Here is a 21,544-nt window from a genome sequence, read left to right on the forward strand (position 1 = left end):
TTGGAGCGAGGCTAGCATGCGGCCGCGCATTGCAGTGTTTCAAGCTGTTTAATTACGTAACCGCGAACGTAACGCGATGCATGGACGGCGCCTGTCCGATGCCTGGCACACGCTGAATTCTGGACTCGGGAATGGCCCTAGCCCACTTCCGTTTGCCATCCGCTATAACTAAACGAAGGTAGGTCAGCGGCCTCCGCACGGTGGCCGCGCCCGGCTGTCCGCGCGCGCTGTGCCGTTGCGGCCCTGCCGGTCGGCAAGCAAGGAGTCCGGCATGAACGCCACGAACCATGGGGCCTGTGTGCTGGCCCTCCTGTTATCGGTGGCGTGCGCGCCATTGCCGATCGCCAGGCGCGCGCCGCCACCGCCCGAAGCCAAGGTCGAAGTCCCCGAGGCGCCAAAGGAGCGCGCCACGCCGATCGCGCCCAAGGTCATCAATATTGCCGCAGCCTGCAAGCGCACCGAGGAAGACGGCTTCCGCGAAGACGCGCTGATGGATGTCAGGGCCAACGAGGTGCGCGCGCTGAAATGGAAGCTGTGGGTGTCGCGGCGCGGCAGTTGCGAATTCAACCTGGTGCAGTTCCGCCAGGTCCGCGCGACCCCGCACATCGAGCTGCAGGCGATCGACGGCAGCCAGTGCAAGCTGCTGGTCTGGCAGGATCCGCGCCGCGTCACGCTGGCGCATAACCGCTGCGAGAAGTACTGCACGCCCGGCATCTACGAGCAGGCGTGGCCGGTGCTGTTCGATCCCAAGAGCGGTGCCTGCGCCGAAGTGCGCTGAGCCACCCGGCGCCGCGGCACCGCGGCGCCGCTACTTCGCATTACTTCGCGCTACTTCGCTTTCGGCACCCGGCCCATCAGGTAGAACTCGTCGTTCGGGCGCATGCCGATGGTGTTGGCCATGCGGTTGGACAGGCCGAAGAACGCCGTGATCGCGGCAATGTCCCAGGCGTCCTCGTCGCTAAAGCCGTGCGCGCGCAGCGCCTCGAAATCGGCTTCGCCGACTTCATGCGAAGCGGTGCAGACCTTCATGGCGAAGTCGAGCATGGCGCGCTGGCGCGGCGCAATGTCGGCCTTCAAGTAGTTCACCGCAACCTGGTCCGCGACCAACGGCTTCTTCTCGTAGATGCGCAGGATCGCGCCATGCGCCACCACGCAATACAGGCACTGGTTGGCGGCGGACGTGGCCACCACGATCATCTCGCGCTCGCCCTTGGTCAGGCCGCCGTCCTTGAGCATCAGCGCATCGTGATAGGCGAAGAAGGCGCGGAACTCGTCGGGACGGTGCGTCAGCGCCAGGAACACGTTGGGAACGAAGCCGGCCTTCTCCTGGACTTCCAGGATGCGCGCGCGGATATCGTCGGGGAGGTCGGCCAGCGCCGGGATGGGGTAGCGGCTGAGCGGGAATGCCGTGTCTGACATGGTGGTCTCCGGTTGGATTGGCATCATCATCGTGAGGCTTCTGCCACCAATACTAACGGATCGCGCGCCAGCCGGCGGGCCGGATGTCGACCATGGATCGCACGGACACAGGCCCGCGCGATCAGGCATACTACGCACCTTCCGAACCAGGCGGCCCCCGACCGCGCTATTGTTCCCGATGAAACGTATTCTCATCGTCAAGCTGACCTCGCTCGGCGACATGGTGTTCACCCAGCCGCTGGTGGCTGACCTGCAGCGCGCCTTTCCCGGCGTCAAGATCGACTGGATCGCCGACTCCTACTGTGCCGACGTGCCGCGCTGGAATCCCAATATCGAGCGCGTGATCGCCGCACCGCTGCGCGGGTTCAAGAAGGCGCGCAGCTGGGCCGGCCTGCGCGAGATCTTCGGTGCCCTGCGCGCCTTGCGCCGCGAGAAATACGACGCGGTGCTGGACGTCCACGGCGTCTACAAGAGCGCCATCGTCACCTTCCTCGCCCGCACGCGCCATCGCTATGGCTATCCGGTCCAGGAACTGGGCGAGAGCGGCGCGCGCTTCGCCTACAACCATGTGTTCCAGCCGTTCGTGGAAGAGGATTGCGCGCGCAACCGCATGCGCCGCGCGGTCAGCCGCGCGCTCGGCTACGACATGACCCGGGACATGGACTACGGCCTGGAAATGCCGGCGGACACGCCCGCTGCGGCCGGCAAGGGCCCCTACGCGATGCTGTTCCACGCCACTTCCAGCGAGGAAAAGAAGTGGCCGGTGGCCGACTGGATCAGCGTCGGCAGCGCCATCTCGGCGCGCGGGCTGCGCGTGCTGGTTCCCTGGGGCAATGACGCCGAGCGCCAGGAAGCCGAAACCATCGCCGCCAGCGTGCCCGGCGCCGAGGTGATGCCGCGCCTGAGCATCACCGGCGTGGCGCAGATGGTCGGCAAGGCGTCGCTGGTGGTCGGCATGGACACCGGCTTCGTGCATATTGCCGACGCGCTGCGCCGGCCGACGGTGATCCTGTTCACGACCACCTCGCGCCACCTGTACGGCGTCGATGCGCCGGGCCGCGCGGTGTCGCTGGGCGGCGGCGGCGTGGTGCCGCAACGGGACGAGGTGCTGGCCGCCATCGACGAAGTGCTGCCCCGGGTCACTTCGACCAACTGATCCCGCCGCCACGGCGACAAAAAAGGGCCGGTGCATTCGCACCGGCCCTTTTTGCTGGATAGTCCGCAACCGCCTACTGGCTGGCGAACTGGATCCGGTGCAGCCCGGCATACAGGCCATTGGCCGCGAGCAGCTGCGCGTGGGTGCCGGTCTCGGCGACGCGGCCGTGGTCGAGCACGGCGATGCGGTCGGCATTCTCGATGGTCGACAGCCGGTGCGCGATCACCAGCGTGGTGCGGCCCTTCATCAGTTCCTCCAGCGCCGCCTGCACCTGGCGCTCCGATTCCGAGTCCAGCGCCGAGGTGGCCTCGTCCAGGATCAGGATCGGCGCGTCCTTGTACAGCGCGCGCGCGATCGCCAGGCGCTGGCGCTGGCCGCCGGACAGCTTCATGCCGTTGTCGCCGATATTGGTCTGCACGCCCTCGGGCAGGCCCTTGACGGTTTCGGTCAGGTAGGCCGCCGCCAGCGCGCGCTCGACCCGCGCCATGTCGATCTCGCTGCCGGGCTGCGCGCCATAGGCCACATTGGCCGCGACCGTGTCGTTGAACAGCACCACGTCCTGGCTGACGAAAGCGATCTGGTTGCGCAGGTCCTTGAGCGCCAGCTCGGTCAGCGGCACGCCGTCGAGCAAGATGCGACCGGAGGTGGGATCGAAGAAGCGCGGCACCAGGTTGACCAGCGTGGTCTTGCCGCTGCCCGACGGGCCCACCAGCGCCACCACCTCGCCCGGGCTGACGCGCAGGTCGATGCCTTCGAGCGCGGCGCGCGGCGCCTCGCCATAGCGGAAGCCGACCTGCTCGAAGGCCAGTTCGCCGCGCGCGCGGGCGAGCGGCTTGCCGCCGTCCTGCGGCTCGACCGGTTCGTCGATCAGCCGGAAGATCATCTCGGCGGCGGTGATGCCGCGCGTCAGCGGCTGGTTGATGTCGGTCAGGTGCTTGAGCGGCGAGATCAGCAGCAGCATCGCCATCACAAAGCCGGTAAAGCCACCCACCGTGGTCTGGTTGGCCTGCGCCTGCACCATCGCGATGGTGATGATCACCGACAGCGCCAGCGCCGCCAGGAACGCCGTGACCGGCTGGTTCAGCCCGCCCGCCACCGCCATGCGCATCGAGTAGTTCTTGAGCCGCTCGGCCACGGTGCGGAAGCGCCGCAGCTCATAGGCCTCGCCGCCATGCAGCTTGACCACCTTGTAGCCGCCCACGGCCTCTTCGACCACGTAGGCGGCATTGTTGGTATAGGTCTGGTGATCGCGGTTGAGCTTGCGCAGCCGACGGTTGATCTTCGACATCAGGTAGCCGATCACCGGCAGGATCACCGCGACGATCAGCGTCAGGCGCCAGTTGGTATAGAACAGGTAGATCAGCAGCGCGACCACGGTCAGCGAATCGCGCACCAGCGTGATGAACACGCTGGTCAGGATCTGCAGCACCTGGTTGACCTCGAAGATCACCGCGTTGATCAGCGACGCCGCGGTATTGCGGTGGTAGAACGACGCCGGCGCCTGCAGCAGGCGCTCGAACATCTGCAGCCGCATCTTCAGCAGCACGCGGTTCGAGATCAGGTTGAGCAGGTAGCCCGAGGCAAACTGCGCCACGCCGCGGATCAGCGCCACGCCGGTCAGGATCGCCGGCACATGCCACAGCGTGCCGGCGTAGTCGCCGCCGAAGCCCTTGTCGAGCAGGTCGTTGACAACCTTGGGGATCACCCCTTCGCTGGCGGCCACCACTGCCATGGCGAGGATGGCACCGATAAAGATGCGCAGCTCGGGGCGCAGGTAAGACCAGAGCCGGCTGGCCATGCTGGACGGCACGGCGGCACCTGGCGAAATGGGCGGTTTGGATGTGGTCACTGAGTTTTCTTCTGGATGATGGCGGCGTTGCGGCACCAGCGCGCGGCGCTAGCCCGGCCGCTTCTGGCGCGCGACGCGCAGGAAGGGCCTGACGAAGACCTGGAACAGGAAGCGCTGGTAGACATAGCGGCGCAGATAATAGCCGACACTGCGGCGCGCCTTGTCGGTGGCGTCGAGGTCGGCGCGATGCGTTTCCAGCGACGAGGCCTCGGCCAGTTCGGTCAGGCCGATGCAATACGGGACCACGGCGCGGACCGAGACCAGCCCGCGCCGCTCGAACGCGGACCAGTAGTCGGCGGCGCACCAGGTGGGCTGCAGTCCCGCCACCAGCCGCTCGGCCGCGGCACGGGTGACGACATAGCCATGCGCGCGCCACCATTCGCCATAACGCCGCACCAGCTTGCGTCGCGGACCCAGCGCCTTGGTGCCCCAGCGGGTGAATTTGTCGACATGCGACAGCAGCACGACGTCCGGGCGGGCGGGGTCCATTTGCGCCGCCAGCGCCGCCAGCACTTCCGGCAGGTCATCGCCCAGCAGCGCATCGTCTTCCAGCACCAGCGCCAGGCCGACGCCGTCTTCGAGCATCTTGCGGTAGACCCCCAGATGGCTCAGCGCGCAGCCGATCTCGCCGCGGCTCATCGGGCGGTAGCTGGCGCTGGCGGCCCGCGCATCGTAGCGGCGCGCGAGCTCGTCCTCGGCGAGGGCGCGTCCGTTCACCGCGGCAAACACCTGGAACGGCACCCCGAGGCGCGTCAGCTGGCCGGCAATGCGCTGGCGGCGGGCTTCGGCGGCTTCGAGGTTGATCACATAGGCGCCGATCATGCCGCCACCGCCCATGCGTGCTGGCCGATACGGCGTGAAAGCGAGATCGATGCGGCACACGCCACCAGGGATAAAGCGGTTTCCATCCCTGTGAATCGGGACCAATGTGCTCGTGTCATCAATTTGGCAACTGAGAGTTGGGCTGGGCTTCGGCGCGCCCGGCGCACCCCGGCAACGAGGCGCCAGGCGGCTGCGGGGCCACTGCGCCGGTGCGGTAGAATACGCGCTCTTCCATCAGCGCCCGGCTGGCGGCGACGCCGGCGGCTGGCCGGCCTGGCCCGGACGGGGCGCGCCCCTACCTTCCATGAAAGTCTCCGCCGTCATCATTACCAGGAATGAAGCTCACAATATCGGGCCATGCCTTGAAAGCGTGTCCTGGTGCGAAGAGGCGATTATAGTGGATTGGGCCAGCACGGACGACACGGTGGCGATCGCGCGTGCCGCCGGCGCCACCGTGATCCAGACCGAGGACTGGCCAGGGTTCGGGCCGCAGAAGAACCGCGCGGTCGAGGCCGCCAGCGGCGACTGGATCCTCAGCCTGGACGCCGATGAACGCGTCACCCCCGCGCTGCGCGACGAAATCCTGCACCACTTGCAGCAAACCGATGCGCAGGCGCTGGCGCTGCCGCGCCTGTCCGCGTTCTGCGGCACCTTCGTGCGCCACGCCGGCTGGTATCCGGACTATGTCACCCGGGTCTTCCGCAAGGGCCGCGGCCGCTTCACCGACGATCTGGTGCACGAACACCTGAAGGTGGACGACCCGGTCACGCGGCTGCGCGAGCCGCTGGTGCACTACAGCTACCGCTCGCTGTCGGACGTGCTGCGCAAGATCGACAGCTATTCCAGCGCGGGCGCGCAGCAGGCCTATGCCCGCGGCAAGCGCAGCTCGGTCGCCACGGCCGCGGGCCACGGCCTGTGGGCGTTCGTGCGCACCTACCTGCTCAAGCGCGGCTTCCTCGACGGCAGCGCCGGCTTCGGCGTCGCGCTGATGAATGCGCAGGCCAGCTACTACAAGTACGCCAAGCTGGCGCAGCTGCACGCCGCGGCGGAAAACAAGGCGGCCGGCTAAAACGCTCAACGCGGTCGCGCGCCGCCCTATCCTCTACCCTCTCGATCGATGAAAGTTGGCATCTCCTGCAATCGCTTCGGCGCCGGCGGCGGCCTGGAGCGCTACGCGCTCGACATCAGCCGTGCCATGGCGCGGCGCGCCGATACCGAAGTCTCGGTCTACGCGCGCCGTTTCGACGCCGGCGTGGCCGCTTCCGCCGGGGTCGCCGCGCATCGGATCGTGGTGTCGTGGCTGCCGGGCAAGCTGCGCGACCGCTATTTCTCGTGGCGGCTGCAGGGGCTGCGCGATGCCGGCGAGGTGCTGATCGGCTGCAATCGCGTGCGCGGCTCCGATATCGCCATCTGCGGCGGCACGCATCGCGGCTACCTCGCCGCGCGGGATACGCCGGCGCGGCGCTCGGACCAGTGGCAGATCGATCTCGAAAGCGCGCAATATGCCGGCGCGCACCGCGTGGTGGCGCATTCCGCGCTGATGCGGCGCGAAGTGATCGAGCTGTACGGGATCGCGCCCGAGCGCGTCGAGCTGGTCTACCCGCCGGTCGACACGCAGCGCTTCACGCCGGTCGATGACGGCGCGCGCGCCGCGCTGCGGCGCGAGTTCGGCTTCGGCGACGACGAGATCGTGTTCCTGTTCCCGTCATCGGGCCATGCCCGCAAGGGCTTCGACCTGCTGGCCGACTACTTCTCCCGCTCGGACCTGCCGATCACGCTGGCCGTGGCCGGCCGCCCGGTCGGGCGCACCATCGCGCGCGTGCGCGAGCTGGGCTACAGCAGCCGCATCGACGCGCTCTACCGCGCCGCCGACTTCACCATCCTGGCCTCGGGCTATGAGCCGTTCGGGCTGGTGGGGGTGGAATCGGTGCTGTGCGGCACGCCGCTGGTGTTCGCCGACAATATCGCCTGCCTGGAAGTGATCCGGCCGCAAGCGGTGCATGCGTTCTCGCGCGAGCGCAGCGAAACGCTGGACCATGCCATCCGCGCCGCGGTGGAGTCGGTGCGCAGCGGCCAGGCGCGGCTGGCGAACCCGCTCGCGCTGCTCGACTACGATCCGGATATCGCGGTCCATGTCGACACCCTGCTGCGGCTCGCGGCCAACGCTCGGCGCGCCGCCTGAAGCAGCACCCGAAGCGAACTCCGGCAGAGCTTATTCGTAGACCGTGCTGACGGCATCCGCCGACAGCACCTGGCGCAGCGCAGTCAGTGCCTCGTCGGAAGGCACCACCTGCCAGTCGGGGCCGAGCATGGCCTCGCAGCTGGCGGACTTCGCCTCGTAGCGGATCCGCACCGGCAAGCCCTGCACGCCGCTGGCACGGGCCAGGTGGGGCATCAGCAGCTCGCGCAGCATGCCGGTCGAGGAATTGCCGTTCATCGACAGCCGCACCGCGCTGGCAAAGCGCACCCGCGCGGCGACCAGGTCCATCACCGATTCCGCGGTGAAGCGAACGCCGCCGGTGAAGGTATCGTGGCGCGCATTGCCGGTGGCGATCAGCAGTTCGTCCTCGCGGAACATCTGCCGGTTGGCGTCGAAGACCTCATTGAACACGGTCATCTCGACCAGGCCGGTACCGTCGTCGAGCGTGACGATCAGCATCTTGCCGCGCTGGGTCATCTGCGTGCGCATGCCGCTGATCACGCCGGCAATGGTCTTGCCGCGCACGTCACGGCCGAAGCCGCCGCCATTGCCCTGCACTTCCTTTTCCAGCCCGGCCAGCGTGCCCTTGTTGAAGCGGCGCACCTCGTCGCGGTAGGCGTCGAACAGGTGGCCCGAGAAGTAGTAGCCGAGCGCCTGCTTTTCTTCCTGCAGCATGCGCTTGGGGCTCCAGCGCGGCTCGTCGAGCAGCTCCGGGCGGTGCGCGTCGCCGGCATCTCCCATCAGGTCGAACAGCGACACCTGGTTGGCCGATTCCGCCTTCTGCTCGGCGGCCTCCATCGCGATCGGCACCGACGCGAGCAGCTGCGCGCGGTTGTCGTTGAGGCTGTCGAAGGCGCCGGCGCGGATCAGCGCCTCGATGGTGCGGCGGTTGACCTGGCGGCGGTCGACCCGCTCGCAGAAATCGAACAGGTCGGTGAACGGCCGCTCCTCGCGCGCACGCAGGATGTCTTCGATCGCGCCCTGCCCGCTGCCCTTGATGCCGCCCAGGCCGTAGCGGATGGTCTTCGGATCGGTCGGCGCGAAGCGGTATTCGCTGGCGTTGACGTCCGGCGGCAGCACCGCGATCTTGTTGAGCTTGCAGTCCTCGTAGAGGATCTTGACCTTGTCGGTGTCGTCCATGGCCAGCGACATGTTGGCTGCCATGAATTCGGCCGGATGGTGGGCCTTGAGCCACGCGGTGTAGTACGCCAGCAGCGCATAGGCGGCGGCGTGCGACTTGTTGAAGCCGTAGCCCGCGAACTTCTCCATCAGGTCGAAGATGTCGTCGGCCTGCTGCGCCGACAGCCCGTTCTTGTCGGCGCCCTCGCGGAACATCACGCGGTGCTGCGCCATCTCCTCGGGCTTCTTCTTGCCCATGGCGCGGCGCAGCAGGTCGGCGCCGCCGAGCGAGTAGCCGCCGATGATCTGCGCCATCTGCATCACCTGCTCCTGGTAGACCATGATGCCGTAGGTCTCTTTCAGGACGGGCTCGACGCGCGGATCGGGATACTCCACCTTCTCGCGGCCGTGCTTGCGCGCGCAGAAGCTGGGGATCAGGTCCATCGGGCCGGGACGGTACAGCGCCACCAGCGCGATGATGTCCTCGAAGCGGTCAGGCTTGGCATCCTTCAGCATGCCCTGCATGCCGCGGCTTTCCAGCTGGAACACGGCGACCGTGTTGGCGGTCTTGAGGATGTCGAAGGCGGGGCCGTCGTCGAGCGGGATCTGGCTGCAGTTCCAGTCGGCCTTGCTGGGATCCAGCCGGCGGATATAGCGCTCGGCCCAGTCCAGGATGGTCAGCGTGGTCAGCCCCAGAAAGTCGAACTTGACCAGGCCGGCGGCTTCGACGTCGTCCTTGTCATACTGGCTGACGACGCCGCTCATGCCGTCGTTCTGCGCGCCCTGCGTGTACAGCGGGCAGAAATCGGTCAACCTGCCGGGCGCGATCAGCACGCCGCCGGCGTGCATGCCGACGTTGCGGGTCATGCCCTCGACGCGCTGCGCCAGCTCGAGCAGCTGGCGCACTTCTTCCTCGTTGCGCTCGCGCTCGGTCAGCAGCGGCTCTTCCTTCTTGGCCTCTTCGATGGTGACCAGCTTGCCCGGCTTGAACGGGATCAGCTTGGCAATGCCGTCGACAAAGCCGTAGCCCAGGTCGAGCACGCGCCCCACGTCGCGCACCGCGGCCTTGGCCGCCATGGTGCCGAAGGTGGCGATCTGCGACACCGCATCCTTGCCGTACTTCTCCTTCACGTAGGTGATCACGCGATCGCGGCCGTGCTGGCAGAAGTCGATGTCGAAGTCGGGCATCGAGACCCGTTCCGGGTTCAGGAAACGCTCGAACAGCAGCGCGTACTTGAGCGGGTCGAGGTCGGTAATGCCGAGCGCATACGCGACCAGCGAGCCCGCGCCCGAACCGCGGCCCGGGCCCACCGGCACGCCGTTGTTCTTGGCCCAGTTGATAAAGTCCGCGACGATCAGGAAGTAGCCGGGGAAGCCCATCTTGATGATGGTGCCGGTCTCGAACTCCAGCCGCGCGTAGTATTCCGGGCGCTTGGCCTCGCGCACCGCCTCGTCGGGGAACAGCACCGCCAGGCGCTTCTCCAGGCCTTCCTTGGCCATGAAGACGAGGTAGTCGTCGAGCGACATGCCATCGGGCGTCGGGAACAGCGGCAGGCGCGGCTTGCCCAGCTCCAGCGTCAGGTTGCAGCGGCGCGCGATCTCGACCGCGTTCTCCAGCGCCGACGGAATGTCCGCGAACAGCGCGCACATCTCGTCCTGGGTCTTGAAATACTGGTCGGTGGTGAAGCGCCGGGTGCGGCGCGGGTTGGCCAGCAGCTCGCCCTCGGCGATGCAGACGCGCGCCTCGTGCGCGGTGTAGTCGTCCGGGGTCATGAACTGCACCGGATGCGTCGCCACCACCGGCAGCTGCAGCGCTGCCGCCAGTTGCACCGCCTGCTGCACGTAAGCGTCGGTGCCGGCGTGGCCGGCGCGCTGCAGTTCGATATAGAAACGCTGCGGGAACACCGTGGCCCAGTGCTGCGCGGCGCGGCGCGCGCCTTCGGCATTGCCGTTGGCGAGCGCCATGCCGATGTCGCCGCCCATCGCGCCCGACAGCGCGATCAGGCCGGTGGCCAGCGGCAGGTCGTCCTCGCCGGGTTCCTGGAACCAGGCCGGATCGATCTCGGCGCGGCCGCGGTACTGGTTGCCCAGCCATGCGCGCGACAGCAGCATGCACAGGTTCAGGTAGCCGCGCCGGTCCTGCACCAGCAGCAGCAGGCGCGCGGGCTTGTCGCGGTCCTCGGCGTTGGTCAGCCACACGTCGGCGCCGACCACCGGCTTGACGCCCTTGCCGCGCGCTTCCTTGTAGTAACGGATCAGCCCGAAGGCATTGGCAAGGTCCGTCAGGGCGAGCGCGCCCATGCCATCGGCGGCGGCGGCCTTGACGGCATCATCGAGGCGGACGATGCCGTCGACGATGGAGTATTCGGAATGCAGGCGGAGGTGTACGAAGCGGGGTGCAGACATGGGCGACATTGTACCGGCTCGGCCCGCCGGCATGCCGCCAATGTTGCGTGCCGCGGGAGCCGGCGCCCCGTGGCGCAAAGCCGATCGGCGTGCTGCGGAATGCGCCGCCGGACGCCCGCGCGCACGCTATAATTTCGCGTTTCCAATCAGGCAGTTATCGCAAGCTGTCGGCGTCCCCCGGGACGCCGCCGCGGCGGCGCAGGGTCCCATGCAGATCGTCAATATTTCCGCTTACAAGTTTGTCTCGCTGGACGACATCGAGACCCTGCGCCCGGCCATGCGCGAGCGCTGCGAGGCGGCGGGCCTGAAGGGCACGATCCTGCTCGCGCCGGAAGGCATCAACCTGTTCCTGGCCGGCCCGCGCGCAGCGATCGACGGCTTCATGGCGTGGCTGCATGCCGATGCGCGCTTTGCCGATATCGCGCCCAAGGAAAGCCTGTCGGAAAACCAGCCCTTCAAGCGCATGCTGGTGCGCGCCAAGAAGGAAATCATCACCATGAAGAGGCCGCTGATCCGCCCCGAGGCGGGCCGTGCGCCGTCGGTGCGGCCGGTGGACCTGAAGCGCTGGCTGGACCAGGGCCACGACGACGAAGGCCGTCCGGTGGTGATGCTCGATACGCGCAATGACTTCGAGGTGGCGGTCGGCACCTTCGAGGATGCGGTCGAGTACGACATCGCCAAGTTCAGCGAATTTCCCGACGCCGTCGCCGCGCACAAGGCAGAGCTTGAAGGCAAGACCGTGGTCTCGTTCTGCACCGGCGGCATCCGCTGCGAGAAGGCCGCTATCCATATGCAGGAAGTCGGCATCGAGCGTGTCTACCAGCTCGAAGGCGGCATCCTGAAGTACTTCGAGGAAGTCGGCGGCAGCCATTATCGCGGCGACTGTTTCGTCTTCGACTACCGCACCGCGCTGAACCCCAGCCTGGAGCCGGCCGGCCCCAAGCAATGCTTTGCCTGCCGCGCGGTGGTCACGCCCGAACAACAACAGAGCCCGCACTACGTGATCGGCAAGAGCTGCCCGCACTGCATCGGCGGCAAGGACCGCGCCGCCGCCTGAGCGCCGCCCGCGCGCGGCTCAGGCCGCCAGCAGGTGGTAGAGGTTGCGCAGCATGCCGGCGGTGGCGCCCCAGATAAAGCGCTGGCCGCCGTTCTCGCGCGGATAGGGCATGGCGTAGAACATGCGTTCGCCATCGACCCAGCGGAACAGGCGCCGCTCATGGTGCGACGGATCCATCAGGAAGGCCAGCGGCACTTCGAACACATCGGCCACTTCCGAAGCGTCCGGGCGCAGCGTGAAGCCATCGCGCACCAGCCCCACCACCGGGCTCACGTGGAAGCCGGTGCCGGTGATGTAATCCGGCAGTGCGCCCAGCACCTCGACGTAGTCGCGCGCCAGCCCCACTTCTTCCTCTGTTTCGCGCAGCGCCGTGTCGATGCGGTTGCGGTCCCACGACTCCTGCCGCCCGCCGGGGAAGCTGATCTGCCCGGCATGCGCGCTGAGGTTGGCATTGCGCTGCGTCAGCAGCACCGTCAGGCCATCGCTGCGCTCGACCAGCGGCACCAGCACCGCGGCGTCGCGCAGCCCGCGGCTGCGATCGTAGACCCGCGATTCGTCGGTCAGCTCGGGCGCCCACGCCGGCGGGGCCTGGAAGCGGTGGCGGATAAAGTCCACCTGCAGGCGCGGCGCGCTCAGGGCACCGTTGCGCAGGTCGGTATCGATGACGGGAAGGGATTCGGGATCGAAGGCGGGACGCATAACATCGCAAGTATGACAGAAGCGCGCCATCTGGCGCCGCAGCAAAGCGCGGCCGCGGACCCGCGCCGCCATGCAAAAAGGGCACCCTGGGGTGCCCTTCCTGAGGAAACGCTGGCCGGGTCGCCCCGGCCGGCATGTCCGGCTTACTCCGCGGCCTTGGCAGCGGCGGCAGCCTTCGACACCAGCTTTTCCTTGATACGTGCGGACTTGCCCGAACGCTGGCGCAGGTAGTACAGCTTGGCGCGACGCACGTCGCCGCGGCGCTTCACTTCGATGCCGGCGATCAGCGGCGAGTACAGCTGGAACGTACGCTCCACGCCTTCACCCGACGAGATCTTGCGCACGATGAAGGACGAGTTCAGGCCGCGGTTGCGCTTGGCAATCACGACGCCTTCGTAGGCCTGCACGCGCTTGCGGTTACCTTCGACCACGTTGACGCTGACGACGACGGTGTCGCCGGGCGCGAATGCGGGGATGGTCTTGTTCGCGGTCAGGCGCGCGATCTCTTCCTTCTCGATCTGTTCGATGAGGTTCATCGTTTCTTCTCCGTAACCATCGTGCCGGCGTTGTATGCCCCAGGACTTCCCGGGCCCCGGCAGAGGATGGGGTTTTACCTGGCGGGAGTTTCCCCCCGCCCTTCCTTCGCCGCCCATTCCGACAGGAATTTCTCGTCGGCGCGGGACAGCAAACCTTGTTCGCGGGCCGCCTCGATCAGGTCGGGGCGCTTGCGCGCGGTATTGGCCAGCGCCTGCTGGCGCCGCCATTTTTCAATCTCGGCATGATGGCCCCCAAGCAGGATGTCGGGGACCCGCACGCCTTCGTATTCTTCCGGCCGGGTGTAATGCGGGCAATCCAGCAGGCCATTGACAAAGCTGTCCTGCACCGCCGACTGCGCGTCGCCCAGCACGCCAGGCAGGTGGCGCACCACCGCGTCGATCAGCGCCATCGCCGGCAGTTCGCCGCCCGACAGCACGAAATCGCCGAGGCTGATTTCCTCGTCGACGCGGCGGTCGATCAGCCGCTGGTCGATCGCCTCGTACCTGCCGCACAGCAGCACCAGGCCCGGCCGCTGCGCCAGCTCCATGACCTTGGCATGCGTCAGCGTCTTGCCTTGCGGCGACATCAGCACCACATGCGGCTGCGGCACGCCGGCCTGCGCCTGCGCCGCCACCGCGGCATCGATGGCGTCGTCCAGCGGCTTGGCCAGCATCACCATGCCGGGACCGCCGCCATAGGGCCGGTCATCGATGGTGCGGTAGTTGTCGACGGTGAAATCACGCGGATTCCAGCTGCGCAACGCATACCGCTGCTGCTTGGCCGCCCGGCTGGTAATGCCCCAGTCGGTCAGCGCGCGAAACATTTCGGGAAACAGCGTGATCACGTCGAACTGCATCCGCTCCCTCCCTTCCTTATTTCGCAACTGCTAGTAATCGAGCCCCCAGTCCACCACGATGCGCTTGCCGGCGGTATCCACCGTGCGCAGGAACGCGTCGACAAAGGGAATCAGCCGTTCGCCGGCCTTGCCGTCGGGCTGCACGAAGGCAACCTGCAGGATCTGGTGGGCACCGTTGTCGATCAGCCCGGACACTTCGCCCAGCAACTCGCCTTGCTCGTTGCTGACGCTGCAGCCGATCAGGTCGACCCAGTAAAACTCATTGTCTTCCGGCGCCGGAAAATCCGCGCGCCGGATCCACACGCGACGGCCACGCAGCGCTTCCGCAAGATTGCGGTCGGCCACGCCGGCAGCCTGCGCCACCACGGTGCCGCTGTGCTCGCGCGACTGCGCGATCTTCACGCAGACGGGCTCGGCCCGCGCCGCGTCGGCCGCCACCAGCCCTGACTGGGGCGGGCTCAGCAGCCACCAGCGGCGGGCGTGCAGCAGCGCCGACGCGTCGTCGGCATGCGGCTGGACCTTGATCCAGCCACGGATGCCATAGGCAGCGCTGACATAGCCCACCTCCACCAGGTCTTCTGGCAGCGGCTCGGCGTACAGCAGCGCCGCAAGCAACCTGAGCGCCTTGGCGGGCTCGCCCTGCGGCCGGCTCATGGGCCGGTTCAGTGGCGGCCGCGTCGGCCGCCCGGCGTCCTGCTTTCGCTCAGTCACGGGTGCGCGTGGTCCAATGCAAACGCGCCCCGCCGGTTACGGCAGGGCGCGTTGCAGGCGGCAATCAGGCAGCAGCCTTGGCGCCTTGCTTGACCAGGCGGGCAACGGTCGGCGACAGCTGGGCGCCGACGCCTTGCCAGTAGGCCAGGCGGTCTTGCGACAGGCGCAGGCCTTCTTCACCTTCGGCAGCCAGCGGGTTGTAGAAACCAACGCGCTCGATGAAACGACCATCGCGACGGTTGCGCGAGTCGGTGGCGACGATGTTGAAGAACGGGCGCTTCTTGCTGCCGCCGCGAGCCAGACGGATAACGACCATGGAATGATTCCTCAGAAAACGGGGTGTTCAAGGGCGTTCGAACACGAAACGCAAGAGTATAGCCCAATTCCCGAGGCCAAACAAACACTTAGGCAGTTGACGCGTGAACGCGGCGCAGGCATCGTGGCAAAAACCGCGACAGGAGGCCACACATGCGCCCCGCTCTGCACTTCATGCTTGGCATGGTACCGCGTACGCTGCTGGCCGTCATGGTCCTGGCAGCGAGCCAGCCCGCGCTGGCGGCGCTGCCGCTGGACCAGCTGCGCCTGCCGCCGGGTTTCCGCATCGAAGTGCTGACTGACGACGTGCCGGGCGCGCGCGCCATGGCGATGTCGCCATCCGGCACGCTGTTCGTGGGATCGCGCAGCGAGGGCAAGCTCTATGCGGTCAGCGATGCGCTCGGCACGCGCCCGCGGGTGCGCACCGTCGCCACCGGCTTGCGCAATCCGCTCGGCGTGGCATTCCATGACGGCAGCCTGTATGCGTCCTCGGTGTCGAAGATCGTGCGGCTCGACCAGATCGAGGCCCGCCTCGACCAGCCGCCCGCGCCCAGGGTGGTGAGCGACCGCTTCCCGTCGGACGGCCACCACGGTGGCAAATTCATCGGCTTCGGCCCTGACGGCTACCTGTATGTGGCCACCGGCGCCCCCTGCAACGTGTGCGAGCCCGACGAAAGCCGCTACGCCAATATCGTCAGGATCAAGCCGGATGGCACCGGACTGCAGGTGGTGGCGCGCGGCGTGCGCAACACTGTCGGCTTCGACTGGCATCCCGCCACGCGCGAACTGTGGTTTACCGACAACGGCCGCGACCGCATGGGCGACGACGTGCCCGACGACGAACTGAACCGCGTCACCGCGCCCGGGCAGCATTTCGGCTACCCCTACTGCCATGCCGGCAACGTCGCCGACCCGGAATACGGCAGCAAGCGCCCGTGTTCCGAATTCGTGCCGCCAGTGGCCCGCCTGGGCGCGCATGTCGCCGCGCTCGGCATGCGCTTCTACACCGGCACGCAATTCCCGCCGGACTACCGCAACAACGTCTTCATCGCCGAACACGGCAGCTGGGACCGCAGCGAGCCATCCGGCTACCGGGTGGTCCGCGTGGTGCTGGACAGCGCGGGCAAGGCGGTACGCCAGGAGGTGTTCGCGCAAGGCTGGCTGCGCGGCGGCAGGGCCTGGGGCCGCCCCGCCGATGTGCTGGTCGCGCCGGACGGTTCGCTGCTGGTCAGCGACGACCATGCGGGGGCGATTTACCGCATCCGCTACCAGCCCTGAATCCGCCTGAAAGCCCCGTCCGGCGGGGCTTTGTGCAGGCGAAACAATCCGTTACACCGGTAACGGGATTGGCATAGGCGCCCCGATGCCCCATGCGTACCATGAACCCATCTTCCAACAGCAACACAGCGCGACAGGACCCTGGGAATCCGCATGCTCACCCGCTCTCTCCTGCGCGACCTGGTGGCTGGCATCCTGGTGGCCTCGGGCCTGGTCGGCGCGGTAGCCGCCAGCCATGCCCAGGTCGCGTTCTGGCAACAAGTCCGTTCCGATGGCCGGCCCGCCCGGATCCAGACCGGAGATGGCTGGCAGATGGCCAGCGTGCGCGCCGAAAGCCGTGAACACGTGCAGGCGCAGATCGACCGGATGGAGGCGCGCGCCCGGGCCGACGACCGCCTCAGCGGCCGCCGCGCCGCGCTGACCGGCGCCCGCGACGACAACCGCGGCCGCGGCCCGGAACGCAATCCCCCCAACGAGGCCCGCAGCGAGCCGCGCCAGGGCCAGATCGGGCCTGGCTGGCAGGCGCGCGGCCGCGACCACGGCCGCTGATAGCAGCCGACGCCGCTTCCCTGGCGGCCGAATACCGCGCCGCGCCCCTCGCTGCGGAACTCCGCCCCCGCCCGGCCTGTCTCTACTTAAGTGTGTGCCCCGCTTCCGGGCGCGCGCACAGGCTGCCGCCCGGCGCTGTCCGGGGCTCACAGCGTGCCGTCATGTGCGGACGGCAATCGAACTGACCTGCCTCTGCCCGACACCTCCTGCCGGGACCCGACCAAGACGGCCCGGGCGCAGCCTCCAGAATGACAATAATTCTGTGAGGTTTTGTCATGTCACCCCTGCTTAGCGACCTGGCCGAACACGCGGGCCAGCTCTCGCTGTCGATCCTGTTCATGGGCATCCTGACCCTGGTTCTCTACAGCGAAACCCATATCAGCGAGCACGCTTCCGCCTTTATCCGCGGCCTGATTGCCGGCGGCTGGCATTAGCGCCGCTGCCTGCGCCTTTTGACGCACCTCCCTTCCCTGCGCTGACTGCCGGCGTACAATGTGGGCCGGCCGGTACCCTTGTGCCGCCACTTCCGTGCCGGCGCAACGCCGGCCTGCATCCCAGGCCTGAAACCATCTTTCCGACCATGCCCGCAGCCACGCCAGCCAACCACGCCTCTCCGCTCGCCGCGCCGTCCGCGCGCGGCAAATCGAAGCTGCTGACCGTGGCGCTGGCGTTCCTGTTCGGCAGCCTGGGCGCGCACCGCTTCTACCTGGGCGGCCTGCGCGACCGGTATGGCTGGGCACACCTGCTGGCGCTGCTGGCGGGCGTCATCGGCGTGGCCTCGATGGCCACCGGCGCGGGCAGCCCGGCACTGAACTGGACCTTTGCCGTAGCCGGCGGCATTTCCGTCATCAGCGCCTTCCTGGCAGCCATCGTCTACGGGCTGCGCCCGGACGACCGATGGGATGCCCGCTTCAACCCGCACGGCAAACCCACGCGCTCGGGCTGGCCGGTGGTGATCCTGGTGATCCTGTCGCTGCTGATCGGTACCGGCCTGCTGATGGCGGGGCTGGCCATCAGCTTCCAGACCTTCTTCGAAGCGCAGGTCGAGGCCGCGCGCGAACTGTCGCAGTAAGCGCCCGCGCAGCAGGCGCCCGCGCACTCGGCGCCCGGCGCAGCGCTTGTGCGCGGTCAACGCGGCCGCAATCGTCGGTTTCCCTTTCTGCCAATTCGCCCATACTGGTAGAGCCGTCCGATCCTGGCGGCGCGACGCGCGGCGCGGCCACGGCCCGGCAGCGCAAAGGAGCAAGAATCGACATGCCAAGCTATGAGGAAGGACGCCTGGCGGCGATCGCCGTCCGGCTGGCGCTGTCCTCGGGACTGCCGCCATCGAGCGCCAAGGCGGCGCTGGAACTCGCCAGCAGCATGATCGGCGACCAGCAGGCCACGGCAGCCGCCCTGAAGGCTCAGAACAGCGAACCCTGCGGATCGTCCTTGCCGCTGGGGCCCGCCGCCGGCGGGCGAAAACGGGAAGTATCCAGTTCAAACCGGTTGTAGCGGAAGCCGAGCCGTTCGGCGGCCTTGTAAAAGCGCTGGCGCAGCAAGTCCGCCCACACGCCGGTCCCGCGCATGCGCGTGGCAAAGCTGGCATCGTAGGCTTTGCCTTCGCGCATGTCCCGCACGCGGTTCATGACGCGTTCGGCGCGGTCGGGGAAGTGCGCCTGCAGCCATTCCTCGAACAGCGGCCGGACCTCCCACGGCAGCCGCAGCACGATGTAGTTCGCATAGACGGCGCCCGCCTCGCGCGCCGCTTCCAGCACACGTTCCAGATCGGGTTCGGTGATGAAGGGGATCACCGGGGCAATGCTGACCCCGACCGGGATGCCGGCGTCGGTGAGCGTGCGGATGGTGCGCAGCCGGCGCGACGGCGTGGCCGCGCGCGGTTCGAGCGTGCGCGCAATGCCAGCGTCGAGCGTGGTGATGGTGAGTGCCGCCACTGCCAGCCGCTTGGCCGCCATCGGCGCGAGCAGGTCGATATCGCGCTCGATCAGCGACGACTTGGTGATCAGCGCCACCGGGTGGTCGCATTCGTGCAGCACTTCCAGCAGGCGGCGCGTGATGCGCTGTTCACGTTCGATCGGCTGGTACGCGTCGGTGTTGACGCCCAGCGCGATGGTCTCGCAGCGGTATGACGGCCGCGCCAGCGTCTCGCGCAGGCGCTCGGCGGCATTGGTCTTGGCATAGAGCTGGGTTTCGAAGTCCAGCCCCGGCGACAGGTCCAGGTAGGCGTGCGTCGGCCGCGCGAAGCAATAGATGCAGCCATGCTCGCAGCCGCGGTAGGGATTGAGCGAAACGTCGAACGGAACATCCGGCGAGGCATTGCGCGTCAGCACCGAGCGGGCGCGCTCGACATGGACTTCAGTGCGCAATGGCGGCAGTGGCGCGTCGTCCGCGCCCGCGATGGCTTCTGGCGCCGCAGCGGTGTCTTCCGGCACCGGGCCCCAGCCGTCGTCGAACGCCTCGCGCTGGTCGCGCTCGAAACGCCCCTGCAGGTTGCTGACGGCCCCCCGCCCCTTGCGCGCCACGGGCGGGCGCGCGCCGGCCTGCGGCGCCTGCGCGTCCGGGTCGGCCTCGCGCCGCGTGGCGCTGGCGAGGGGTCTGGCGGGGGATTTGGGTTTTGGCGGGGGGCGCTCCATGCTCTGGCCTTTGGTCACGCGGCCTGGCTCTTCTCCTCGACCGAGATGGCCAGTGTCTCCTTGATCTCTTCCATCACGACATAACTCTTCGACTGCGCGGCGCCCGGCAGCTGCAGCAGGATATCGCCCAGCAGCCGGCGGTACTCGCCGATCTCGCGGATGCGCGCCTTGATCAGGTAGTCGAAATCGCCCGACACCAGGTGGCATTCCAGCACTTCCGGAATGCGCAGCACCTCGCGGCGGAACTGCTCGAACATATTGCCCGACTTGTTGCCCAGCGAGATCTCGACGAATACGAGCAGTGCACTGCCGAGCAGCGCCGGGTTGAGCCGTGCGTAGTAGCCCATGATGACACCATCGCGCTCCAGGCGCTTGACGCGCTCGATGCACGGCGTGATGGTCAGCCCGACCGCCTCGGCCAGGTCTTTCATCGACATCCTGCCGTCGCTTTGCAGCGCGGTCAGGATCTTGCGGTCGAGCCGGTCGAGCGTGCGCTGGGGCTGGCGACTCGTTCTCATGAGTTTTTCCTGTTTTCCTGAGAAATTCGGTAACTATGACTGGAATGCATTCAATAGTATAGAGACAAATCCTCTATACCCTAGTCATCGCAGTTGGAGCCCCCGAACATGCGCGTTCTCGTACTTGGCAGTGGCGTGATTGGCGTCACCAGTGCGTGGTACCTGGCCAAGGCCGGTCACGAAGTGACCGTGGTCGACCGCGAGGCCGGCCCGGCGCTCGGCACCAGCTTTGCCAACGCGGGCCAGATCTCGCCCGGCTACGCGTCGCCGTGGGCCGCGCCCGGCGTGCCGCTCAAGGCGATCAAGTGGATGTTCCAGGAACACGCGCCGCTCAGCATCCGCCCGGACGGCACGCTGTTCCAGCTGCAATGGATGTGGCAGATGCTGCTGAACTGCAGCGCCGGGCGCTATGCCGTCAACAAGGAGCGCATGGTGCGGCTGGCCGAGTACAGCCGCGACTGCATCCGCGCGCTGCGCGCGGAAACCGGCATTGCCTACGAAGGCCGCCAGCAAGGCACGCTGCAGGTGTTCCGCACCGACGGGCAATTGCACGGCGCGGCCAAGGACATCGCGGTGCTGGAGCAGGCCGGGGTTCCCTACCAGTTGCTTTCGCGCGAAGAACTCGCCGCGAGCGAACCGGCGCTGGCCGCCGTCCGCCACAAGCTGGCCGGCGGCCTGCGCCTTCCCAATGACGAAACCGGCGACTGCGCGCTGTTCACGCAACGCCTGGCCAACATGGCGAGCACGCTCGGCGTCCGCTTCCTGTATAACCGCTCGATCGACGGCCTGATGAGCCAGGGCGATGCCGTTACCGGCGCCGTGGTCAATGGCGAGCCGATGTCGGCCGACCTGGTAGTGGTGGCGCTCGGGAGCTGGTCGACGCAGCTGGTCAAGCCGTTCCTGCGCGGCATGTCCAACCTGCCGGTGTATCCGCTCAAGGGCTTCTCGATCACCGTGCCGCTCAGCGATCCCTCGCGCGGCCCGGTCTCGACGGTGCTGGACGAGACCTACAAGGTGGCGCTGACGCGCTTCGACGACCGCATCCGCGTGGGCGGCATGGCGCAGATCGTCGGCTATGACCGCAGCCTCGACCCGGCCAAGCGCCGCACGCTCGAGCATGTGGTGACCGACCTGTTCCCGGGCGCCGGCGATGTCAGCCAGGCCACCTTCTGGACCGGCCTGCGCCCGATGACGCCGGACGGCACGCCCATCGTCGGTCCGACCCAGGTGCGCGGCCTGTGGCTGAACACCGGCCACGGCACGCTGGGCTGGACCATGGCCTGCGGCTCGGGCAAGCTGCTGTCGGACCTGGTGTCGGGCAAGTCGCCGGCGATCCGCGCCGACGACCTGTCGGTCAGCCGCTACCTGAAGCCGGCGCGCCATCACCTGGCGCCGCGCCCGGCGGCCGCCTGACACAAGC

General features: G+C 67.8%; 21 protein-coding genes. 10 read left to right on the plus strand and 11 right to left on the minus strand.

The genetic code is table 11. The features are described 5' to 3' along the window. The first annotated feature begins 271 nt into the window (after positions 1–271). Positions 272–778, plus strand: a complete 507-nt coding sequence (locus LIN44_RS13650; RefSeq protein ID WP_227312526.1) for a hypothetical protein — start codon at positions 272–274, stop codon at positions 776–778. A 50-nt stretch (positions 779–828) separates the two neighbouring features. On the opposite strand, the gene LIN44_RS13655 is transcribed toward LIN44_RS13650, so the two are convergent. Continuing rightward, positions 829–1,419 (minus strand): peroxidase-related enzyme, encoded by a 591-nt coding sequence (locus LIN44_RS13655; RefSeq protein ID WP_227312527.1) that lies wholly within the window; start codon positions 1,417–1,419, stop codon positions 829–831. Positions 1,420–1,597: 178 nt separating this feature from the next. On the opposite strand from LIN44_RS13655, the gene waaC reads away from it, so the two are divergent. Continuing rightward, complete coding sequence (gene waaC, locus LIN44_RS13660; RefSeq protein WP_227312528.1) at positions 1,598–2,575, plus strand: lipopolysaccharide heptosyltransferase I; 978 nt, start codon at positions 1,598–1,600, stop codon at positions 2,573–2,575. Between the two features lie 73 nt (positions 2,576–2,648). Here waaC and msbA read toward each other — a convergent pair whose 3' ends face one another. Next, a complete protein-coding gene (msbA, locus tag LIN44_RS13665) occupies positions 2,649–4,373 on the minus strand; it encodes a lipid A export permease/ATP-binding protein MsbA (protein WP_174549309.1) in 1,725 nt (574 codons plus the stop codon). A 99-nt stretch (positions 4,374–4,472) separates the two neighbouring features. After that, positions 4,473–5,246, minus strand: coding sequence for a glycosyltransferase family 25 protein (locus LIN44_RS13670; protein WP_227312529.1), 774 nt, complete (start codon positions 5,244–5,246; stop codon positions 4,473–4,475). Between the two features lie 304 nt (positions 5,247–5,550). Between LIN44_RS13670 and LIN44_RS13675 the strand changes: the two genes are divergently transcribed. Both LIN44_RS13675 and LIN44_RS13680 read left to right on the plus strand, forming a co-directional pair. After that, positions 5,551–6,315 (plus strand): glycosyltransferase family 2 protein, encoded by a 765-nt coding sequence (locus tag LIN44_RS13675; RefSeq protein ID WP_227312530.1) that lies wholly within the window; start codon positions 5,551–5,553, stop codon positions 6,313–6,315. A 48-nt stretch (positions 6,316–6,363) separates the two neighbouring features. Then, positions 6,364–7,428: a glycosyltransferase family 4 protein gene (locus LIN44_RS13680; RefSeq protein WP_227312531.1), complete on the plus strand. Its 1,065-nt coding sequence runs from the start codon at positions 6,364–6,366 to the stop codon at positions 7,426–7,428. A 30-nt stretch (positions 7,429–7,458) separates the two neighbouring features. Here the strand turns inward: LIN44_RS13680 and dnaE are convergent, their stop codons facing one another. Next, a complete protein-coding gene (gene dnaE, locus LIN44_RS13685) occupies positions 7,459–10,971 on the minus strand; it encodes a DNA polymerase III subunit alpha (RefSeq protein WP_227312532.1) in 3,513 nt (1,170 codons plus the stop codon). Positions 10,972–11,179: 208 nt separating this feature from the next. Here dnaE and LIN44_RS13690 point away from each other — a divergent pair, with 208 nt between their 5' ends. Beyond that, a complete protein-coding gene (locus LIN44_RS13690; RefSeq protein ID WP_227312533.1) occupies positions 11,180–12,028 on the plus strand; it encodes a sulfurtransferase in 849 nt (282 codons plus the stop codon). 18 nt (positions 12,029–12,046) lie between these two features. Here the strand turns inward: LIN44_RS13690 and LIN44_RS13695 are convergent, their stop codons facing one another. From LIN44_RS13695 to rpsP, 5 genes are all read right to left on the minus strand, one after another. Further along, on the minus strand, positions 12,047–12,727 hold the full coding sequence (locus LIN44_RS13695) for a CoA pyrophosphatase (RefSeq protein ID WP_227312534.1): 681 nt from the start codon (positions 12,725–12,727) through the stop codon (positions 12,047–12,049). A gap of 143 nt (positions 12,728–12,870) precedes the next feature. Then, positions 12,871–13,263 (minus strand): 50S ribosomal protein L19, encoded by a 393-nt coding sequence (rplS, locus tag LIN44_RS13700; protein WP_012352117.1) that lies wholly within the window; start codon positions 13,261–13,263, stop codon positions 12,871–12,873. A 74-nt stretch (positions 13,264–13,337) separates the two neighbouring features. After that, positions 13,338–14,120, minus strand: coding sequence for a tRNA (guanosine(37)-N1)-methyltransferase TrmD (gene trmD, locus LIN44_RS13705; protein WP_227312535.1), 783 nt, complete (start codon positions 14,118–14,120; stop codon positions 13,338–13,340). Between the two features lie 30 nt (positions 14,121–14,150). Then, positions 14,151–14,774, minus strand: coding sequence for a ribosome maturation factor RimM (gene rimM, locus LIN44_RS13710; protein WP_227312536.1), 624 nt, complete (start codon positions 14,772–14,774; stop codon positions 14,151–14,153). Positions 14,775–14,895: 121 nt separating this feature from the next. After that, positions 14,896–15,147, minus strand: coding sequence for a 30S ribosomal protein S16 (gene rpsP, locus LIN44_RS13715; RefSeq protein ID WP_018007036.1), 252 nt, complete (start codon positions 15,145–15,147; stop codon positions 14,896–14,898). 152 nt (positions 15,148–15,299) lie between these two features. Here rpsP and LIN44_RS13720 point away from each other — a divergent pair, with 152 nt between their 5' ends. The 4 genes from LIN44_RS13720 to LIN44_RS13735 all read left to right on the plus strand — a co-directional run bounded on the left by LIN44_RS13720 (position 15,300) and on the right by LIN44_RS13735 (position 18,045). After that, positions 15,300–16,424, plus strand: a complete 1,125-nt coding sequence (locus LIN44_RS13720; RefSeq protein ID WP_227312537.1) for a sorbosone dehydrogenase family protein — start codon at positions 15,300–15,302, stop codon at positions 16,422–16,424. A gap of 153 nt (positions 16,425–16,577) precedes the next feature. Then, positions 16,578–16,973, plus strand: a complete 396-nt coding sequence (locus LIN44_RS13725; RefSeq protein WP_227312538.1) for a hypothetical protein — start codon at positions 16,578–16,580, stop codon at positions 16,971–16,973. Positions 16,974–17,248: 275 nt separating this feature from the next. Further along, positions 17,249–17,407, plus strand: a complete 159-nt coding sequence (locus tag LIN44_RS13730; protein ID WP_165835196.1) for a hypothetical protein — start codon at positions 17,249–17,251, stop codon at positions 17,405–17,407. A 146-nt stretch (positions 17,408–17,553) separates the two neighbouring features. After that, positions 17,554–18,045, plus strand: a complete 492-nt coding sequence (locus LIN44_RS13735; protein WP_227312539.1) for a TM2 domain-containing protein — start codon at positions 17,554–17,556, stop codon at positions 18,043–18,045. A 331-nt stretch (positions 18,046–18,376) separates the two neighbouring features. Here LIN44_RS13735 and LIN44_RS13740 read toward each other — a convergent pair whose 3' ends face one another. Then, a complete protein-coding gene (locus tag LIN44_RS13740; RefSeq protein ID WP_370641649.1) occupies positions 18,377–19,606 on the minus strand; it encodes a PA0069 family radical SAM protein in 1,230 nt (409 codons plus the stop codon). 14 nt (positions 19,607–19,620) lie between these two features. Next, a complete protein-coding gene (locus LIN44_RS13745; protein WP_012352108.1) occupies positions 19,621–20,124 on the minus strand; it encodes an Lrp/AsnC ligand binding domain-containing protein in 504 nt (167 codons plus the stop codon). Positions 20,125–20,232: 108 nt separating this feature from the next. Here LIN44_RS13745 and LIN44_RS13750 point away from each other — a divergent pair, with 108 nt between their 5' ends. Further along, positions 20,233–21,537 carry a D-amino acid dehydrogenase gene (locus LIN44_RS13750; protein WP_227312541.1) on the plus strand — a complete coding sequence of 435 codons (1,305 nt, stop codon included), beginning with the start codon at positions 20,233–20,235 and terminating at the stop codon, positions 21,535–21,537. Positions 21,538–21,544 lie beyond the last annotated feature (7 nt).

The organism is Cupriavidus sp. MP-37 (genome assembly GCF_020618415.1).
GTDB lineage: Bacteria > Pseudomonadota > Gammaproteobacteria > Burkholderiales > Burkholderiaceae > Cupriavidus.